At 63.6% G+C, this 14,402-nt stretch carries 17 protein-coding genes; 8 read left to right on the top strand and 9 right to left on the bottom strand.

What is annotated here, in order from left to right; genetic code table 11:
• Window positions 1-32: 32 nt before the first annotated feature.
• On the bottom strand, window positions 33-740 hold the full coding sequence (locus NKH50_RS12340) for an LssY C-terminal domain-containing protein (protein ID WP_352506721.1): 708 nt from the start codon (window positions 738-740) through the stop codon (window positions 33-35).
• Window positions 741-990: 250 nt separating this feature from the next.
• Here NKH50_RS12340 and NKH50_RS12335 point away from each other — a divergent pair, with 250 nt between their 5' ends.
• Window positions 991-1,308, top strand: coding sequence for a hypothetical protein (locus NKH50_RS12335; RefSeq protein WP_352506722.1), 318 nt, complete (start codon window positions 991-993; stop codon window positions 1,306-1,308).
• Here the strand turns inward: NKH50_RS12335 and NKH50_RS12330 are convergent.
• From NKH50_RS12330 to NKH50_RS12320, 3 genes are all read right to left on the bottom strand, one after another.
• Window positions 1,290-2,129 carry an extensin-like domain-containing protein gene (locus NKH50_RS12330; protein ID WP_352878960.1) on the bottom strand — a complete coding sequence of 280 codons (840 nt, stop codon included), beginning with the start codon at window positions 2,127-2,129 and terminating at the stop codon, window positions 1,290-1,292. The two genes, NKH50_RS12335 and NKH50_RS12330, sit on opposite strands and share 19 nt — an antisense overlap.
• 115 nt (window positions 2,130-2,244) lie before the next feature.
• Entirely contained in the window at window positions 2,245-3,210 is a 966-nt protein-coding gene (locus NKH50_RS12325; RefSeq protein WP_352822126.1) for an extensin family protein, read from the bottom strand.
• A gap of 76 nt (window positions 3,211-3,286) precedes the next feature.
• On the bottom strand, window positions 3,287-3,712 hold the full coding sequence (locus NKH50_RS12320; protein ID WP_254819248.1) for a DUF3775 domain-containing protein: 426 nt from the start codon (window positions 3,710-3,712) through the stop codon (window positions 3,287-3,289).
• Window positions 3,713-3,948: 236 nt separating this feature from the next.
• Between NKH50_RS12320 and NKH50_RS12315 the strand changes: the two genes are divergently transcribed.
• Window positions 3,949-4,506: a tetratricopeptide repeat protein gene (locus NKH50_RS12315; RefSeq protein ID WP_254819249.1), complete on the top strand. Its 558-nt coding sequence runs from the start codon at window positions 3,949-3,951 to the stop codon at window positions 4,504-4,506.
• Between the two features lie 316 nt (window positions 4,507-4,822).
• Entirely contained in the window at window positions 4,823-5,296 is a 474-nt protein-coding gene (gene greA, locus NKH50_RS12310; RefSeq protein ID WP_023719113.1) for a transcription elongation factor GreA, read from the top strand.
• A gap of 138 nt (window positions 5,297-5,434) precedes the next feature.
• Here the strand turns inward: greA and waaC are convergent, their stop codons facing one another.
• The 3 genes from waaC to rfaD are packed head-to-tail and all read right to left on the bottom strand — an operon-like array spanning window position 5,435 to window position 8,336.
• Complete coding sequence (gene waaC / locus NKH50_RS12305; protein ID WP_352878957.1) at window positions 5,435-6,409, bottom strand: lipopolysaccharide heptosyltransferase I; 975 nt, start codon at window positions 6,407-6,409, stop codon at window positions 5,435-5,437.
• Entirely contained in the window at window positions 6,406-7,413 is a 1,008-nt protein-coding gene (gene waaF, locus NKH50_RS12300; RefSeq protein ID WP_352822134.1) for a lipopolysaccharide heptosyltransferase II, read from the bottom strand. Before waaF ends, waaC begins: the two co-directional genes overlap by 4 nt.
• The gene (gene rfaD, locus NKH50_RS12295; RefSeq protein WP_352878954.1) at window positions 7,386-8,336 is read right to left on the bottom strand and encodes an ADP-glyceromanno-heptose 6-epimerase; all 951 of its coding nucleotides are present in this window, start codon (window positions 8,334-8,336) and stop codon (window positions 7,386-7,388) included. Before rfaD ends, waaF begins: the two co-directional genes overlap by 28 nt.
• 168 nt (window positions 8,337-8,504) lie before the next feature.
• On the opposite strand from rfaD, the gene NKH50_RS12290 reads away from it, so the two are divergent.
• From NKH50_RS12290 to NKH50_RS12280, 3 genes are all read left to right on the top strand, one after another.
• A complete protein-coding gene (locus NKH50_RS12290; RefSeq protein WP_352704173.1) occupies window positions 8,505-9,137 on the top strand; it encodes a LysE family translocator in 633 nt (210 codons plus the stop codon).
• A gap of 139 nt (window positions 9,138-9,276) precedes the next feature.
• On the top strand, window positions 9,277-10,755 hold the full coding sequence (rfaE1, locus tag NKH50_RS12285; protein WP_352704175.1) for a D-glycero-beta-D-manno-heptose-7-phosphate kinase: 1,479 nt from the start codon (window positions 9,277-9,279) through the stop codon (window positions 10,753-10,755).
• 7 nt (window positions 10,756-10,762) lie between these two features.
• The gene (locus tag NKH50_RS12280; RefSeq protein ID WP_352704177.1) at window positions 10,763-11,338 is read left to right on the top strand and encodes a D-sedoheptulose-7-phosphate isomerase; all 576 of its coding nucleotides are present in this window, start codon (window positions 10,763-10,765) and stop codon (window positions 11,336-11,338) included.
• Between the two features lie 256 nt (window positions 11,339-11,594).
• On the opposite strand, the gene NKH50_RS12275 is transcribed toward NKH50_RS12280, so the two are convergent.
• Window positions 11,595-12,071, bottom strand: a complete 477-nt coding sequence (locus NKH50_RS12275) for an Lrp/AsnC family transcriptional regulator (RefSeq protein WP_352878951.1) — start codon at window positions 12,069-12,071, stop codon at window positions 11,595-11,597.
• A 45-nt stretch (window positions 12,072-12,116) separates the two neighbouring features.
• Window positions 12,117-12,296 (bottom strand): hypothetical protein, encoded by a 180-nt coding sequence (locus NKH50_RS12270; protein ID WP_352805693.1) that lies wholly within the window; start codon window positions 12,294-12,296, stop codon window positions 12,117-12,119.
• Between the two features lie 29 nt (window positions 12,297-12,325).
• On the opposite strand from NKH50_RS12270, the gene trxB reads away from it, so the two are divergent.
• Both trxB and NKH50_RS12260 read left to right on the top strand, forming a co-directional pair.
• Window positions 12,326-13,300 (top strand): thioredoxin-disulfide reductase, encoded by a 975-nt coding sequence (gene trxB / locus NKH50_RS12265; RefSeq protein ID WP_254819256.1) that lies wholly within the window; start codon window positions 12,326-12,328, stop codon window positions 13,298-13,300.
• 97 nt (window positions 13,301-13,397) lie between these two features.
• Window positions 13,398-14,294 carry a LysR family transcriptional regulator gene (locus tag NKH50_RS12260; RefSeq protein ID WP_023719100.1) on the top strand — a complete coding sequence of 299 codons (897 nt, stop codon included), beginning with the start codon at window positions 13,398-13,400 and terminating at the stop codon, window positions 14,292-14,294.
• Window positions 14,295-14,402: the final 108 nt, after the last annotated feature.

Below are 14,402 nucleotides of genomic sequence, written 5' to 3'. Positions count from 1 at the left end.
CGAAATGGCTGTCAGACGGGCCGATTGCGCGCCTACGGCAGTTGCAGCAGTACGCCGATGATGGCCTTGCCGTCGGTGAAATAGGGATCGCCTTCGCCGTTGCGCCCGGTCTTTGTGGCGCCGACCCCTGGTATGTCGCTGGTCGAGATCAGCATGCCGGCGGCGGACAGGTCGCGCATCAGCCCATCGCGCTCGGCGTCGATGTCGGGGCCGATGTGATGAGTGATCGCGCCGGTGTCATGGCTGAGGCCGACGCCGCGGTCAAAGCTTGCCGAGCCAAGCCAAAGCGGCCGGCCGTCGTCTCCGGTCGCAGCGGTCTGCCAGAAGCGGACGTGGTGGCGCCGGTCGGCGCTGTCGCCGACCGGCTTTTCGAAGGCTAGGTCCTGGGCGCGGCCTTCGAACAGCAGCCGGCTGACCGGCGCGTCGGGATAGGGGCGGTCAAACAGCACGCTTTCGCCGATCTCGATCGCCGTCTTCAGCGAGACCGCGTCTGCCGTATCCCAGCCGGCGACGGCAAAAGCATGGACAAGCTCCTTCTTGGTGCCGACAAGGCCGACATTGATCGGATCGCCCGGAATGCCTTGCGGCGTGTGCGTCACCATCTCGAATTGCTGATTGCGAAAATTGCGGTCCCGTAACGTCCAGAACTCAGGCGCGGCGAAATAGGCGAGCGAAAGATAAGCGGCACAGCATGCCACCAGCCAGGTCGTTGCACGTCGTCGAAGGCTTCGTTGGCTCATGCATTGGCTCGAACTGGCAGGCCCGTCGGGCCGTCGAAATCCTTGGCAAGCGGCGCGCAGCCGGTCTATCCTCATATTTTAGCATGAAATGGCGTAGAACCGGCTAGCACGAATGAGGGCGTGATGGAGGGTAAACCGGCGCGCGGCACTGCCATGGCGTTGACCGCCGACCTTATCGCGCTGGTCGAACGGGTCGAGCCGGATCCCGGCCCCGAGCCGGGGACGACCGAGCATAGCGACGCGGAGTTCGATGATCTTGTCGAGCAGCTGCTTCTGGAATACCGGCGCCAAAGCGCTCTGGGTCTTTGCCTACGGCTCGCTGATCTGGACGCAGACGCTGGCGCGGGCAGCCGGACATTGGGGTTCGTCCGCGCAGTATCTGTTCCGCACCGTCAGCATGCTCGAGGAAAGCGGAATCCGCGACAGAAACTTGTGGCACGTCCAGGACCTGGTGGCGCAGCATGGCTTCCACCGGCGGCACACAACGCGGCTGATCCAGGCGCTGTTGCACGAAATAACTTGTCGCATTTCATCTGAAAACCGGAACGGTCAGCGGCAGGCGCGGTAGCCGTTCTTGCGATTCTTGATGTCGAAATGGAAATGGTTGCGGTGGTCGTAGTTGTAGCCGGGGCCGAGCACGGTGGTGAAATACTGGCAGCCGTCGGCCCGCACATTGTTGAGGAAGCCGCGCATGCGGAAGGCGAACAGGCCGGGCTTGCGGACGTCGATGTCGTCGCCATTGTTAAGCTCGATGCTCATCACGTCGAGCGCATTGCCCTTGCCGTGTTCCGACAAAACACCTTCGCCGGCGATCCTGCGGCAGGAATAGCTCGAGCCCTGGTGGATGGTCTTGACGCCTGAAAAATAGCGCCAGCGGGCCGACGGGACGAGTTCATTCCTGGTCCAGCCGGCAAAGCTGGCGGCCATGTCGCAGGTCAGCGTCGCGGCCGGCTTCAGCGCGACGCTGCCGATGGCCGAGACCCTGACCGGATAATCGATGCCGCATTGGCCTTCATGGATCGGCGCGACGTCGGTGTAGACGACGCCGAGGCGTTTCAGCTCCTTGCGGCAATCGATCTCTGCGGCCGGCATCTGTTCGGCCGGCGACATCGGATTGTCCATGCGCGGATAGGCGGCCGTCATATAGGGGTTGGATGGGACGAGGCGCTGCATGCCGGAATCTTGCAGGCCGGAATCTTGCTGGCCGGAATAGGGCGGAACGGCAGCGGTCTGGCTGCCGACGTCGACGGCCGGCTGCAGCGACAGCACGCTGCCGGTGTTGCAGGCGGAGACCGCCGCAATGGCAAGCACGACGGCAAGCCTGCCGGCCATGCGCGCGCGTCCTGTGTGCCGCGCAGCGACAAGCGCAGCGCGAATTAGCCCGGCCATCGGAAGGGTTCCTGTCCCCAGATGGCACAGACTCTAAACCTGAAGAGTAAAGGAAAAATCAGCGGCGCCGTTCACGCCTGCGGCCAAATTGCGGCGCCCATTATCACGACCCGCGTCATTGGCAAAACGTGCCGCCATTGCGGCGCGGTTCGAGGTCGAAGTGGAGATGCTGCGAATGATCGGCGTCGCTGCCGGGGCCAAGCACGGTCTTGAACGGTCCGCAGGCTGCCTTGCGCACTGTGTCCAGGAATTTCGCGTCCTTTTCTGGCGGCGCCGGGCCGACATCGATCTCCTTCCCGTCCGAAAGCTTGAAGCTGGCGATATCGAGCGCATTGCCGAAGGCGTGCTCCGACAATTTGCCGCCACCATTGCGCGACCGGCAGACGAAGGCGGAGGCCTGGCCGATCGATTTGAGGTCCTCGCCAAACTCCGCTTTGGCCGCAGGCTGGATGACGGCAGCAGCAAAGCGTGCGGCGGCCTCGGCCATCTGGCAATTGAGCTCGGGCTCCGGACCGATGGCGATGGATTTGCCGAGCGTCTTCAGCACGATCGGGTAGGGGATCGAGCAACCGACCGCCGCATCGCGCTCGGGCTTGCGCTCCGCGAAATCGACGCCCATCGATTTCAGCCGCCTGCGGCAGGCCAATTCCTCGGCCGGCATTTCTTTCTCGGCAATTGCGACCGATCGAGGATCGGGAAGGATTTCTTGCTCCGCCTTTTTGTCTGCCTCGGCCGGGTTTGGTGGCGCGACCGATGGGTTTGCCGGCGGCTCGGCCTGCGCCGGCTTTTCAGGCGGCTGTGGTGCGATCGCCGGCGGCTTCGGCTGCTCGGTCCTGGACTGGCCATTTTGGGGCTGATCGTTTTGAGGCTGACCGTTTTTGGGCCGCTCAGCCTCCGGAGCGGGGCGTGGTTCGGGGACCGGGATCTCGGTTGGTGCTGGCGGAGTGACTTGCTGGTTGAGTTGCGGAACCGGTGCGGTTGGCGGCAACTCGGGCGCCTTGGCTGAAACGGGTCCCGCCAGCGGCGTAGCCGCAACGGCCAGCAGCAATCTGCCCAATCTGAAAAAGCCAAACGCCGCCATTGTATCGCAACGGCCAGAATGCAGGGAAGTTGCCTTGGGCGAGGGGGGCTGGCGATCACAATCGGTAACCGCGCTGTTACGCGCCGATCGCTTCCAGCCCCTCCTCGAGCCAGTCCGCCAGCAGCGGCATGCCGAGTAGATATTTTGCCGTGCGCTTGTTGGCGCGCTCGCGGGCGGCGGTCAGCGCGTCCGTCCATTCCGTCGCGTCATAGTCGCCGCGGCCAACCCAGGCCAACGCAATCAGTTCGGCCGCTTCGTCGACATTGAGATCGTCGATCAGCTCGCGCAGTTCTTCCTCGGTGAGATCTTCGGAGCTTTCCTCGGCAAGGCCGTCATGATGGTGGTTGTCGTGCGCGTTGCCGTCGAGCTCTACCTCGTGCTCGGCGCCGTCGGCATAGTCTTCGTTGACGGCGGCGCTGAGCGCCTTCGCCTTCAGGATGAACAGGCGCACGGTGTCGGGACCGATCGAAAGCTCCCAGTCTCGTTCAACGCGTTGCTGCACCGGCCGTCTCCCTGCTTCGTGCTCGGTCGGCCCGATGATAGCGGATTTGCAGCGCTCGTCACGTTCTCTTGCGCGTGGGCGTTAATCGTGAACCATGATTTATGATGCCCTCTCTTCCCGGAATAAGATGGCCTTGCTGGGAGAGATCGCGGTTTTGAGATAGGACGACATTTTCCGGGACGAAACGGCTTTGGCCCGGCGTTAGTGTTGCATTGTCAGGTTCAAAGGAGAGTGTAATGCGCAGACGATTGCTGATTTACGCCATGGCCATTGCCGCCCTGCCGCTGATTGCGGCTCCGGCGTTTTCGGCTGGTGAAGGCGGGGGAGGTGGTGGCGGCGGCGGCGGCAATGGCGGCGGCGGCCAGAGCCAGTGCAAGAAGGGGGAGGCCTGGGACAAGAAGCAGAAGAAATGTGTCTCGCCGAAGCAAGGTATGCTGGATGACGACAGCATCTATGATGCCGGTCGCGCGCTGGCGATGGATGGACGCTATGACGAGGCGATCGCCGTGCTCAGCCTCGCCGCCAACAAGCAGGACCCGCGCATCCTCAACTATCTCGGCTATTCGCACCGCCATTCCGGCCGCGTCACCGTCGGCCTCGGCTATTACGAGGAAGCGCTGCGCATCGACCCGAACTACACGCTGGTACGCGAATATCTCGGCGAGGCGCACCTGCAGATCGGCGATCTTGCCGGCGCCCAGGAACAGCTCCGCGAAATCGAGAAGCGCACGGGCAAGGGATCTCGCGAATACGGCATGCTGTCGGAGCAGATCGATCATTTCATGAGGAGCTGATCCGACCTCCGGACGCTGCTCATACCGGCTGCGGCGATCGCAGCCGGTTTTTTGCTGTGCTCGCATGCTGCTCCGAACTGGAATTTGGCATCACGGTACACGTGATGCGCTCCTTGACGTTAGGTCAGCCGCGCAATCGGTGGATGATTTTTCAAAATCCGACTTTTTGGACGTGAAAAACCCGCGAAGATTGCTATATCTTGCAAAGATTGTGGTGAGACGGTTCCGTTAGCGAGGCTGCCGGACCGTTTTCTTTTTGTACCATCGACAAGGTCGCTCCCGATTACGGGGGCGGCGGCAGGAAAGGTCAGGCATTATGAACAAGGTCCCGATGACAGGCGAGGGGTTCGCGTCATTGAAGGAAGAACTGCGCTGGCGCCAGCAACAGGAGCGGCCGCGTATCATCGAGGCGATTTCCGAAGCGCGCTCGCATGGCGACCTCTCCGAAAATGCCGAATATCACGCGGCAAAAGAGGCACAGAGCCTCAATGAGGGCCGGGTCAACGAACTCGAGGACCTGATCGCGCGGGCCGAGGTGATCGACGTCACCAAGCTCAGCGGCGACAAGGTCAAGTTCGGTGCCACCGTGGTGCTGGTCGACGAGGATACCGAGGAGAAAAAGACCTACCAGATCGTCGGCGACCAGGAGGCCGACGTGAAGTCCGGCCGCATCTCGATCTCCTCGCCGATCGCGCGCGCCCTGATCGGCAAGGAAGTCGGCGATGCCATCGAGGTCAACGCACCGGGCGGCGCCAGGGGCTACGAGATCGTCCAGGTGCAATTCATTTAGAACCTTTTGATAATTCTACTCTGGCGGCCGACTAGCGCGGTTTTCTGCGCTTCCGGTGCTCACGTACTTTAAGTACGCTCCGCTCCGGTTCTCGAAAACCACGCTATTCGACTCGCCAGAGCGAATTCTGAAAAGGTCCTATACAGCGCCTTGTAATTTAAGCGCCAGCAATCTCTCAGCTTCCGCCATTACCGCCGGCGGCGTGACGCTGCGGCCAGGCGCGGCCAGTAGTGTCGATGCGAACGGCCCGCGCGGGCCGGTCAGGCCGGGCTCCGTCGCCAGGAATACAGCCACCGTCGGCACGCCGAAGGCGCTGGCGAGATGGGTCAGGCCGGTGTCGGCACCGATGACCAGCGTCGAGCTGCCGATGACGGCGGCGATCTCGGCAAGCGGCGATCTGGGAACCACCACGGTTTGCGAAACGGCGCGGGCGATCGCTTCGGCAACCGCCTGTTCCCGGTCGTTCGACCAGGTGGTGACCGGGGTCATCTCTCGTGCCACGAGAAGCCTGGCGATTTCGATCCAGTCCGCAACCGGCCATTTCTTGTCCTCGCGGCTGGTGCCGTGCAGCAGGAAGGCTGTCTTTTCGCCGACAAAAGTCGATTTTCCGGCTGGCGGCACGATCCCCGATTCGAGCCGGGCAAAATCCGGCTCGTAGCCGAGCGCCAGCCCGAACAGGCGTCTCGTGCGCTCGATGGCATGCAGGCCGACCGGCACCGCGTAGCGATGGCCATAAAACAGGCTCGCCGAAGGCTCGCGGGCGCTCGAGCGGTCGAAGCCGGCGATCGGTGCTGCCGTCAGCCGCGCCACCAGCGCCGATTTCAGCAAGCCTTGTGCATCGAGGACGAGGTCGTAGCGGGACGCGCGCAAGGCGCTGCGCAGGCCGACCACTTCCCGCCATGTGCCGGGCTCGAGCAGCTTCCCGCGCCAGCGCCGGATCGCCACGCTGTGGATGGTTTGGATGGCTGGATGCAGCGCCGCGATGCCGGCAAAGGCCTCTTCCACGCACCAGTGGAAGGAAATATCCGGGCGAGCGCGGTGCGCGTCCTCGACTGCGGGAAAGGTGTGGATGACGTCGCCCATCGACGACGTCTTGACGATCAGCACCTTCATGCGGCGGCCGGCATTTCCAGCAGCCGCTCCGCCGCCGCCACGACACGTTCGACCTCCAACGTCTTCAGGCAGTTGAGATGACCGAGCGGGCAGATTTTTTTGTGGCAGGGCGAACAGGACAGGCCGAGCCAGACCAGTTCGCGGCGCTCGGCGAGCGGCGGCGTGTTGTCGGGCGAGGTCGAGCCGTAGACGGCGACGACCGGCGTGCCGACGGCGGCGGCGACATGCATCAGCCCGCTGTCGTTGGAGACGGCGAGCCTCGCCGCGGCGATCAGGTCGATGGCATCCTCCAGCCGCGTCTGGCCGGCAAGGTCGGAGGCGCCCGGCGCCTGCGCTGCGATTTCAGCCGTCACCTCAGCGTCGTTCTTCGATCCGAACAGCGCGACGCCAAACCCTTTGGCCATCATCTCGCGGGCAAGGCCGGCATAGTGTTCGCTCGGCCAGCGCTTGGCCGGGCCGAATTCTGCGCCGGGCATCAGTGCCACGAATTTCCCCGCCGTCAGCCCGAAACGGCTGAGCAGTGCCGCCTGGCTGGCTTGATCGACAGCGAGCTTCGGCGCCTGGAAGGCGCCGCCGCGGGCAAGGCTGAAATAGGCCTGCGCGGTGCGCCGTTTCAGGCGATCGGGCAACGGCACGATGTCGGTCAGCAGCCCGTAGCGCATTTCCTTGAGATGGCCGACACGGCGCGGAATGCCGGCAAAGAACGGGATCAGCGCCGACTTCCAGCTTCCCGGTAGGACAAAGGCCATGTCGTAGCGGCCGCGCAGCAGGCGGCCGAAGCGCCTTCGGACGCGGAATTCGAACGCGCCGGATGGCAGCGGCAGGTCGATCTGCTGGCGGATTTCGGGCATGCGCTTGACCAGCGGTGCTGCCCACCCCGGCGCCAGCACGTCGATGGCGGCGTTCGGATGAAGCTCCCTCAGCGCCTGGAACAGGCACTGCGCCATCACCATGTCGCCCACCCAGCGTGGGCCGATCACGAGGATCGTTGGGCTTTCAGCCATTCGACATAGTCTCTGACGCCGGTTTCCACTGTGCGGAACTGGCCATTGTAACCGGCTGCGCGCAAGCGGGACATATCAGCTTGCGTAAAGCTCTGGTAGCTGCCCTTGAGGTGGTCGGGAAACTCGATGAATTCGATCTGGCCCTTGCCGAGCGTATCGATCACCGTTTCGGCAATGGCGCGAAACGGCTGGGCCTTGCCGGTACCGCAGTTGAAGATGCCGCTGGAACCGCGTTTCCACAGCCACAGATTGACGTCGGCGACATCGCCGACATGGATGAAGTCGCGGCTCTGCTCGCCGGGCCCGAAACCGCCATAGGCGCCGAACAGCTTGGGGTTTTCGCCGCGTTCGACCTGGTTGAACAAATGGAAGGCGACAGAGGCCATGGCGCCCTTATGCGCCTCGCGCGGACCGTAGACGTTGAAATAACGCAGGCCCGCCACCGGCGAATGGTCGGTATCGAAAACGGTGCGGCGGACATAGTCGTCGAACAGCTTTTTCGAATAGGCATAGACGTTCAGCGGCCGCTCGCATTCCGGCTCCTCGCGAAACTCGGCGCCGCCGCCATAGACCGAAGCGGACGAGGCATAGAGGAAGGGTACGCGCAAGGCCAGGCAGGCGTGCAGCAGGTGCTTCGAATAGGTGTAGTTGCCCTCCATCATGAACTTGCCGTTCCATTCGGTGGTGGTCGAGCAGGCACCCTGGTGGAAAACCGCCTCGATGCGGCCGAGGTCACCGGCCTCCATCCGCGCCAGAAAGTCGTCCTTGTCGAGATAGTCGGCGATCTCGAGGTCGGCGAGATTGGCGATCTTGTGGCCGTCGGTGAGGTCGTCGACGACGAGGATGTCGCTGAAACCGTCGGCGTTGAGCGCGGCGACGATGTTGGAACCGATCATGCCGGCGCCGCCCGTGACGATGATCATATTAGTACGCCCTGACTTGCCGTTGCTTGCCGATTCCGGCCCTTATAGGGGAGGCCGGCAGGCCTGTCGATAAAGCAGGTGGCGGGGCGGTTGGATGAGCGCCACAGTGCCGCCGCAAACGTCACGTTTCAGTCGGCCTGCCGGCCAACCGGCGACAGGAGCAAGGTAATGCCGTCAACCGAACTGCTTGTCGCCTTTTTCGCCACCACGGCGATCTTCGCCTATATCCCCGGCCCCGCCATGCTCTATGCCGCTGCGCAAACCATGGCGCGCGGCCGCTGGTCGGGCCTGATGGCGGCGCTCGGCATCCATCTTGGCGGCTACGTTCATGTCTTCGCCGCCGCTGTCGGCCTGTCGGTGCTGTTCCATGCCGTGCCGGTGCTTTACATGGCGGTCAAGCTGGTCGGTGCGCTGTATCTGATCTGGCTCGGTGTTTCGCTGTTTCGCGCCAAGGCGCAAAGCGACGTTGTCTTGCCGGGAATTCAGCCGAAATCCGCCCGCCGCGCCTTTTTCGAGAGCGTTGCCGTCGAGGTGCTCAACCCCAAGACGGCGATTTTCTTCATGGCGTTCCTGCCGCAGTTCATCGATGCCTCGGCGGCGTTTCCGGTGTGGCTGCAGTTCGTCGTGCTTGGAACGATCGTCAATTTGATGTTCTCGTCGGCCGACATTGTTTGCGTGGTGCTGGCCGGCGCAGTGATCGCCAGGCTGCGGCAGTCGAGCCGGGCGCAGCGCCTGATGCGGCGCGCCGGCGGTGCGGTGCTTGTCGGACTGGGCGTGGATGTCGCGTTGCAGAAAAGCTGACGCATTGCCTCGCCGCCGCGATCGGTCGAAGGCCTGCCGTTGCGTCGGCTGAAATTGCGGTATATCGGCATCGCCATGAACGGCCGGCCCTGCCAATCGAATTCCCCGTCACCGAAAATCGGCTCTCCCACGCGTTGACATGATCAAGCTGCCCTCTCCCGAACCGCTTCACCGCGCCATTTCGCGCTTCGGCAGCGCCACCGTGCTGGTGGTCGGCGATTTCATCCTGGACCGTTTCGTCAACGGCGTGATCGAGCGCATTTCGCCGGAAGCGCCGATCCCCGTGCTGCACGGGCGCGGCGAAACGCTGGCGATGGGCGGCGCCGGCAATGTCGTCGCCAATATCGTTTCGCTTGGCGCTTCCGTCATACCGGTCTCGGTGATCGGCGCCGACGAGGCCGGCAAGAACCTCATGCGCATGCTCGGCGAATTTGGCGTCGACACCGGCGGGCTGGCGCAGGATGCCGATCGCATGACGTCGTCCAAAAGCCGCTTCAGCGCGCTCAACCAGCAGGTGCTGCGTTTCGACGAAGAGGAAATCAAGCCGCTGGGCGATGCCGAGCACGCGACATTGGTCGGGCATTTTCGCGAAGCGCTGGTGCGCGCCGACATCGTCATCCTGTCCGACTATGGCAAGGGCGTGCTGCTCGACGGCGTCGCCGGTGAGCTGATCTCGATCTGCCGGGAAGCGGGCAAGCCGGTGCTGGTCGACCCGAAGGGTAGGGATTATGCGCGTTATGCCGGCGCGACGGCAATCACGCCCAACCGCAAGGAACTCGGCGAGGCGGTCGGCCGCGCAGTATTTGCCGATGACGAGATCGAGGCGGCGGCGCGCCAGCTGATTTCGGCGCACGGTTTCGATTTCGTCGTCGCGACGCGAAGCGAAAAGGGCATGAGCGTCGTCGGTGCGGACGACGCCCGCCATATCGCCACGCAGGCGCGCGAAGTGTTCGACGTTTCGGGCGCCGGCGACACGGTAATCGCGACCTTCGCGCTGGCTCTTGCAGCAGGGGCTGATCGTGTGATGGCCGGATCGATCGCCAACGCCGCCGGCGGCGTCGTCGTCGGCAAGCGCGGCACCGCGCGGCTGACGATCGAGGAACTCACCGGTGCGCTGTTTCGCTCGCATGGTCCGGTCGCCCACAAGGATGCGATCCTCGATGCCGCGGCCGCGGCGCGGCTGGTGGCTGCCTGGAAGGACGAGGGCTTGAGCGTCGGCTTCACCAATGGCTGTTTCGATATCCTGCATGCCGGCCATGTCAGCCTGTTGCATGCGGCGCGCAGCCAGTGCGACCGGCTGGTGCTCGGCCTCAACAGCGATGCCTCGGTGCGCCGGCTGAAAGGGCCGGGACGCCCGGTCAACGACCAGCATGACCGGGCCTGCGTGCTTGCAGCACTTGCCTCGGTCGACGCCGTCGTCATCTTCGAGGAGGATACGCCGCTTTCACTGATCGAGGCGCTGAGCCCCGATATACTGGTCAAGGGCGCCGACTATACGGTCGATCAGGTGGTTGGCGCCGATGTCGTGCGGAAGGCCGGCGGGCGCGTCGTGCTGGTCGATCTCGTCGCCGGCAAGAGCACGACCGGCACCATCGGCAGATTGCGCGCCGGGAACTGAGGGTTTCATGTCCGAACTGAACGATTACCTGGTTCGCTCGGCGGCCGCGATTTCGGCGATGGTCGAGCGCGACCTGACCCGTGAGATGGAGCGGGCGGTCAGCGCCGTCGTCGCCGCGCTTTCGCAGGGCAAGGCGCTGCTGATAGCCGGCAATGGCGGCTCGGCCAGCGACGCCATCCACATCGCCGGCGAGCTGGTCGGCCGCTTCCTCAGGGAGCGCAAGGCCTACAACGTCATCGCGCTGCCGGCCAACGCGGCGGTGCTGACGGCCTGGGGCAATGATTACGGCTTCGACACGGTGTTTGCGCGCCAGGTCGAGGCGCATGGTTCGGCAGGCGCCGTGCTGATCGCCATCTCGACCAGCGGTAATTCGCCAAGCATCCTCGCCGCCGCCCAGCAAGCGCGCATGATGGGCATGACGGTGGTCAGCCTGACCGGCGACACCGGCGGCAAGCTGAAGCAGCTCTCCGACATCCTGCTCAACGTACCCTCGACCTCGACGCCGATCATCCAGCAGGGGCACTTGTGCCTTTACCACCATCTCTGCGAAATGGTCGAAACGCGCCTCTGCGACGCAGGGTGATTGCGCCAGGCCGGTAAAGGCCGTCTGTCAACGGGGAGAGGTAGCCGCAACGCTGGCGACCCCTCTACGGGGAGGGTAAGGTGAGGGCAGCGCCAGTCTGTAGCGATTATTATTTGACGCATAGCCACGTTTTGTTCTTGCTTTGTGCCGGCAGCTATGCTACTAATTCAACTACGGTGATGATTCCCACCGACGATCCGCCCGCCGAGGCGGGTTTTTGTTTCCGGGTTTTGTTTCTCCGGGGCTTTGCCTGGTCTCAAGCCGAAAACGCCACTAGCCCTTCGTCCTTGACCCGGCGGATGGTCAGCGCGGTTCTAACCGTATCGACATTGGGGGCCGAGGCCAGTTCCTCGATGACGAAGGTCTGGAAGGTGCCGAGATCGCTCGCCACGCAGTGCAGCAGGAAATCGGATTCGCCCGACACCATCCAGGCATCGCGCACGATCGGCCAGCCGCGGGTGCGCTCGGCGAAGGTCTTGAGCTCGGCGTCGGCCTGGTGATGCAGGCCGATCAGGCAGAAGGCGACGACGTCGAGGCCGAGTGCCGGAGCGTTGAGCAGGGCACGGTAGCCGCGGATGATGCCGGCCTCTTCCAGCCGCCGGACGCGGCGTAGGCACGGCGGCGCCGAAATGCCGACGCGGCTCGACAGTTCGACATTGGTCATGCGTCCGTCCTGCTGAAGCTCGCGCAGGATCTTCCAGTCGAGGGCATCGAGATCGGCCTTGATCGGCATGGCGGCTTCCGTGGTGACGCGAAAGAATCTTTCGCGACTTTGTAGTTAAACGACTTTGCTGTCTATTCCATCCGCTGGATCGAGGATTTTCGCATCATCTTGCTGCGGTTGCTTGTCGCCGTCGCCGGTGCCGAAGCTTTCCGGGGACGAACGGCAACTTGCCTTGCTGGCGTCGCAGGCAACACTTACATTACGCGCAACAATCGACGAGAGTTCATGCCACAATCCATGGCTGCTCCCCGCAGAGGCTTTTCATGATCACCAAGCACGCGCCTGTTCTCATCATCGGCTCCGGCCCCGCCGGCTATACGGCAGCAATCTATGCCGCCCGCGCCATGCTCAAGCCAATGCTGGTCGCCGGCCTGCAGCAGGGCGGGCAACTGATGATCACCACCGACGTCGAAAACTATCCGGGCTTCGCCGAACCGATCCAGGGTCCATGGCTGATGAGCGAGATGCTAAGGCAGGCCGAGCATGTCGGCACCGACATCGTCAACGACATCATCACCGAGGTCGACCTCAACGTGCGGCCGTTCCGCGCCAAGGGCGATTCCGGCACGATCTATACCGCCGACGCGCTGATCATCGCCACCGGCGCGCAGGCGAAATGGCTGGGCATTCCGAGCGAACAGACCTTCATGGGTTTTGGCGTCTCCGCCTGCGCCACCTGCGACGGCTTCTTCTATCGCGGCAAGGATGTCGCGGTGATCGGCGGCGGCAATTCGGCTGTGGAGGAAGCGCTCTATCTCTCCAACCTGGCCAAGAGCGTCACCGTTATCCACAGGCGCAGCGATTTCCGCGCCGAGCGCATCCTGCGCGAGCGGCTGCTGCAGAAAGACAATGTCCGCATCATCTGGGACACGGTGGTCGACGAGATCACCGGCAGGCCCGGCAAGGCGCCGCTGCCGCCGTCGGTCGAAGGGCTGAAGCTGCGCAACGTGGTGACCGGGCAGGAGATGCATCTGGTGGTCGACGGCGTGTTCGTGGCGATCGGCCACGCGCCGGCGGTCGAGCTGTTTGCCGGCAAGCTGAAGCAGAAGCCGAACGGCTATCTGTGGACGGCGCCGGATTCGACCCGCACCGATATGCCGGGTGTGTTTGCCGCCGGCGACGTGACCGACGACATCTACCGCCAGGCGGTGACGGCGGCCGGTCTCGGCTGCATGGCCGCGCTCGAGGCGGAAAAATATCTGGCGGGGATCGAGGTTCACCGCGAAGCGGCGGAGTGATTGTTGAACAAGCGGCTGAGACAAGCCGCGCAAAAGCCTGATTTTTCATTCAGACGCCAAAACAGGCGGACGCCAGAAAACAGGACGAGGGGAAATCATGGCGTTGGATTGGGACAAGCTACGCGTGTTTCACGCCGCAGCGGAAGCGGGGTCGTTCACCCATGCCGCGGAAACACTGCATTTGTCGCAATCGGCGATCTCGCGGCAGGTCAGCGCGCTCGAGCATGACGTCGGCGTGCCGCTGTTCAATCGCCATGCCCGCGGCCTGGTGCTGACCGAGCAGGGCGAGATGCTGTTCCGCACGGCACACGACGTGCTGATGAAGCTCGAAACCATCAAATCGCGACTGACCGAAACCAAGGACCGGCCCTCCGGCGTGCTCAGGGTGACGACCACGGTCGGCCTCGGCGCCGGCTGGCTGACCGAGCGCGTGCAGGAATTCATCGAGCTCTATCCCGAGGTCAGCCTGCAGCTCATCCTGGCCAATGAGGAGCTCGATCTCACCATGCGCCAGGCCGACTGCGCCATCAGGCTGCGCCAGCCGCAGCAGCCGGACCTCATCCAGCGCCGCCTGTTCACCGTGCATTTCCATCTCTACGCGGCGCCCTCCTATGTGAACAAATACGGAAAGCCGAATTCGATCGCCGAGCTGAAGGCCCATCGCATCGTCACCTTCGGCGTGCCGGTGCCGGCGCATCTGTCGGAACTGAACTGGCTGGAGACGGTCGGCGATTTCGAAGGCGGGCAAAGGGTGCCGACGCTGCAGATCAACGACATCCTGTCGATCAAGCGGGCGGTGCAGGGCGGCGCCGGCATCGCCATGCTCCCGGATTATGTGGTCAGCAAGGATTCCGGGCTGGTGCAGTTGTTGCCCGAAACCGAAGTGCCGTCCTTCGATACCTATTTCGCCTATCCCGACGCGATGAAGAACCAGGCGAAGCTGCATGTCTTCCGCGATTTCATCATCGCCAAGGCGCGCAGCTGGTCGTTTTAATTACCAGTGCCGCTCGTCGACTTCTGAGCAACGTCGGGCGATTGGCGAAGGCTTCGGCGAATTCGTCCTTCTTCCCGTCAGTATACGGGGAGAAGCTGGCGGCAGCCA

This window comes from Mesorhizobium sp. M1027, assembly GCF_040318745.1.
Lineage (GTDB): Bacteria > Pseudomonadota > Alphaproteobacteria > Rhizobiales > Rhizobiaceae > Mesorhizobium.
The sequence above is the reverse complement of the archived record's forward strand: the minus strand, read 5'-3'. Positions and strand labels throughout refer to the sequence as shown.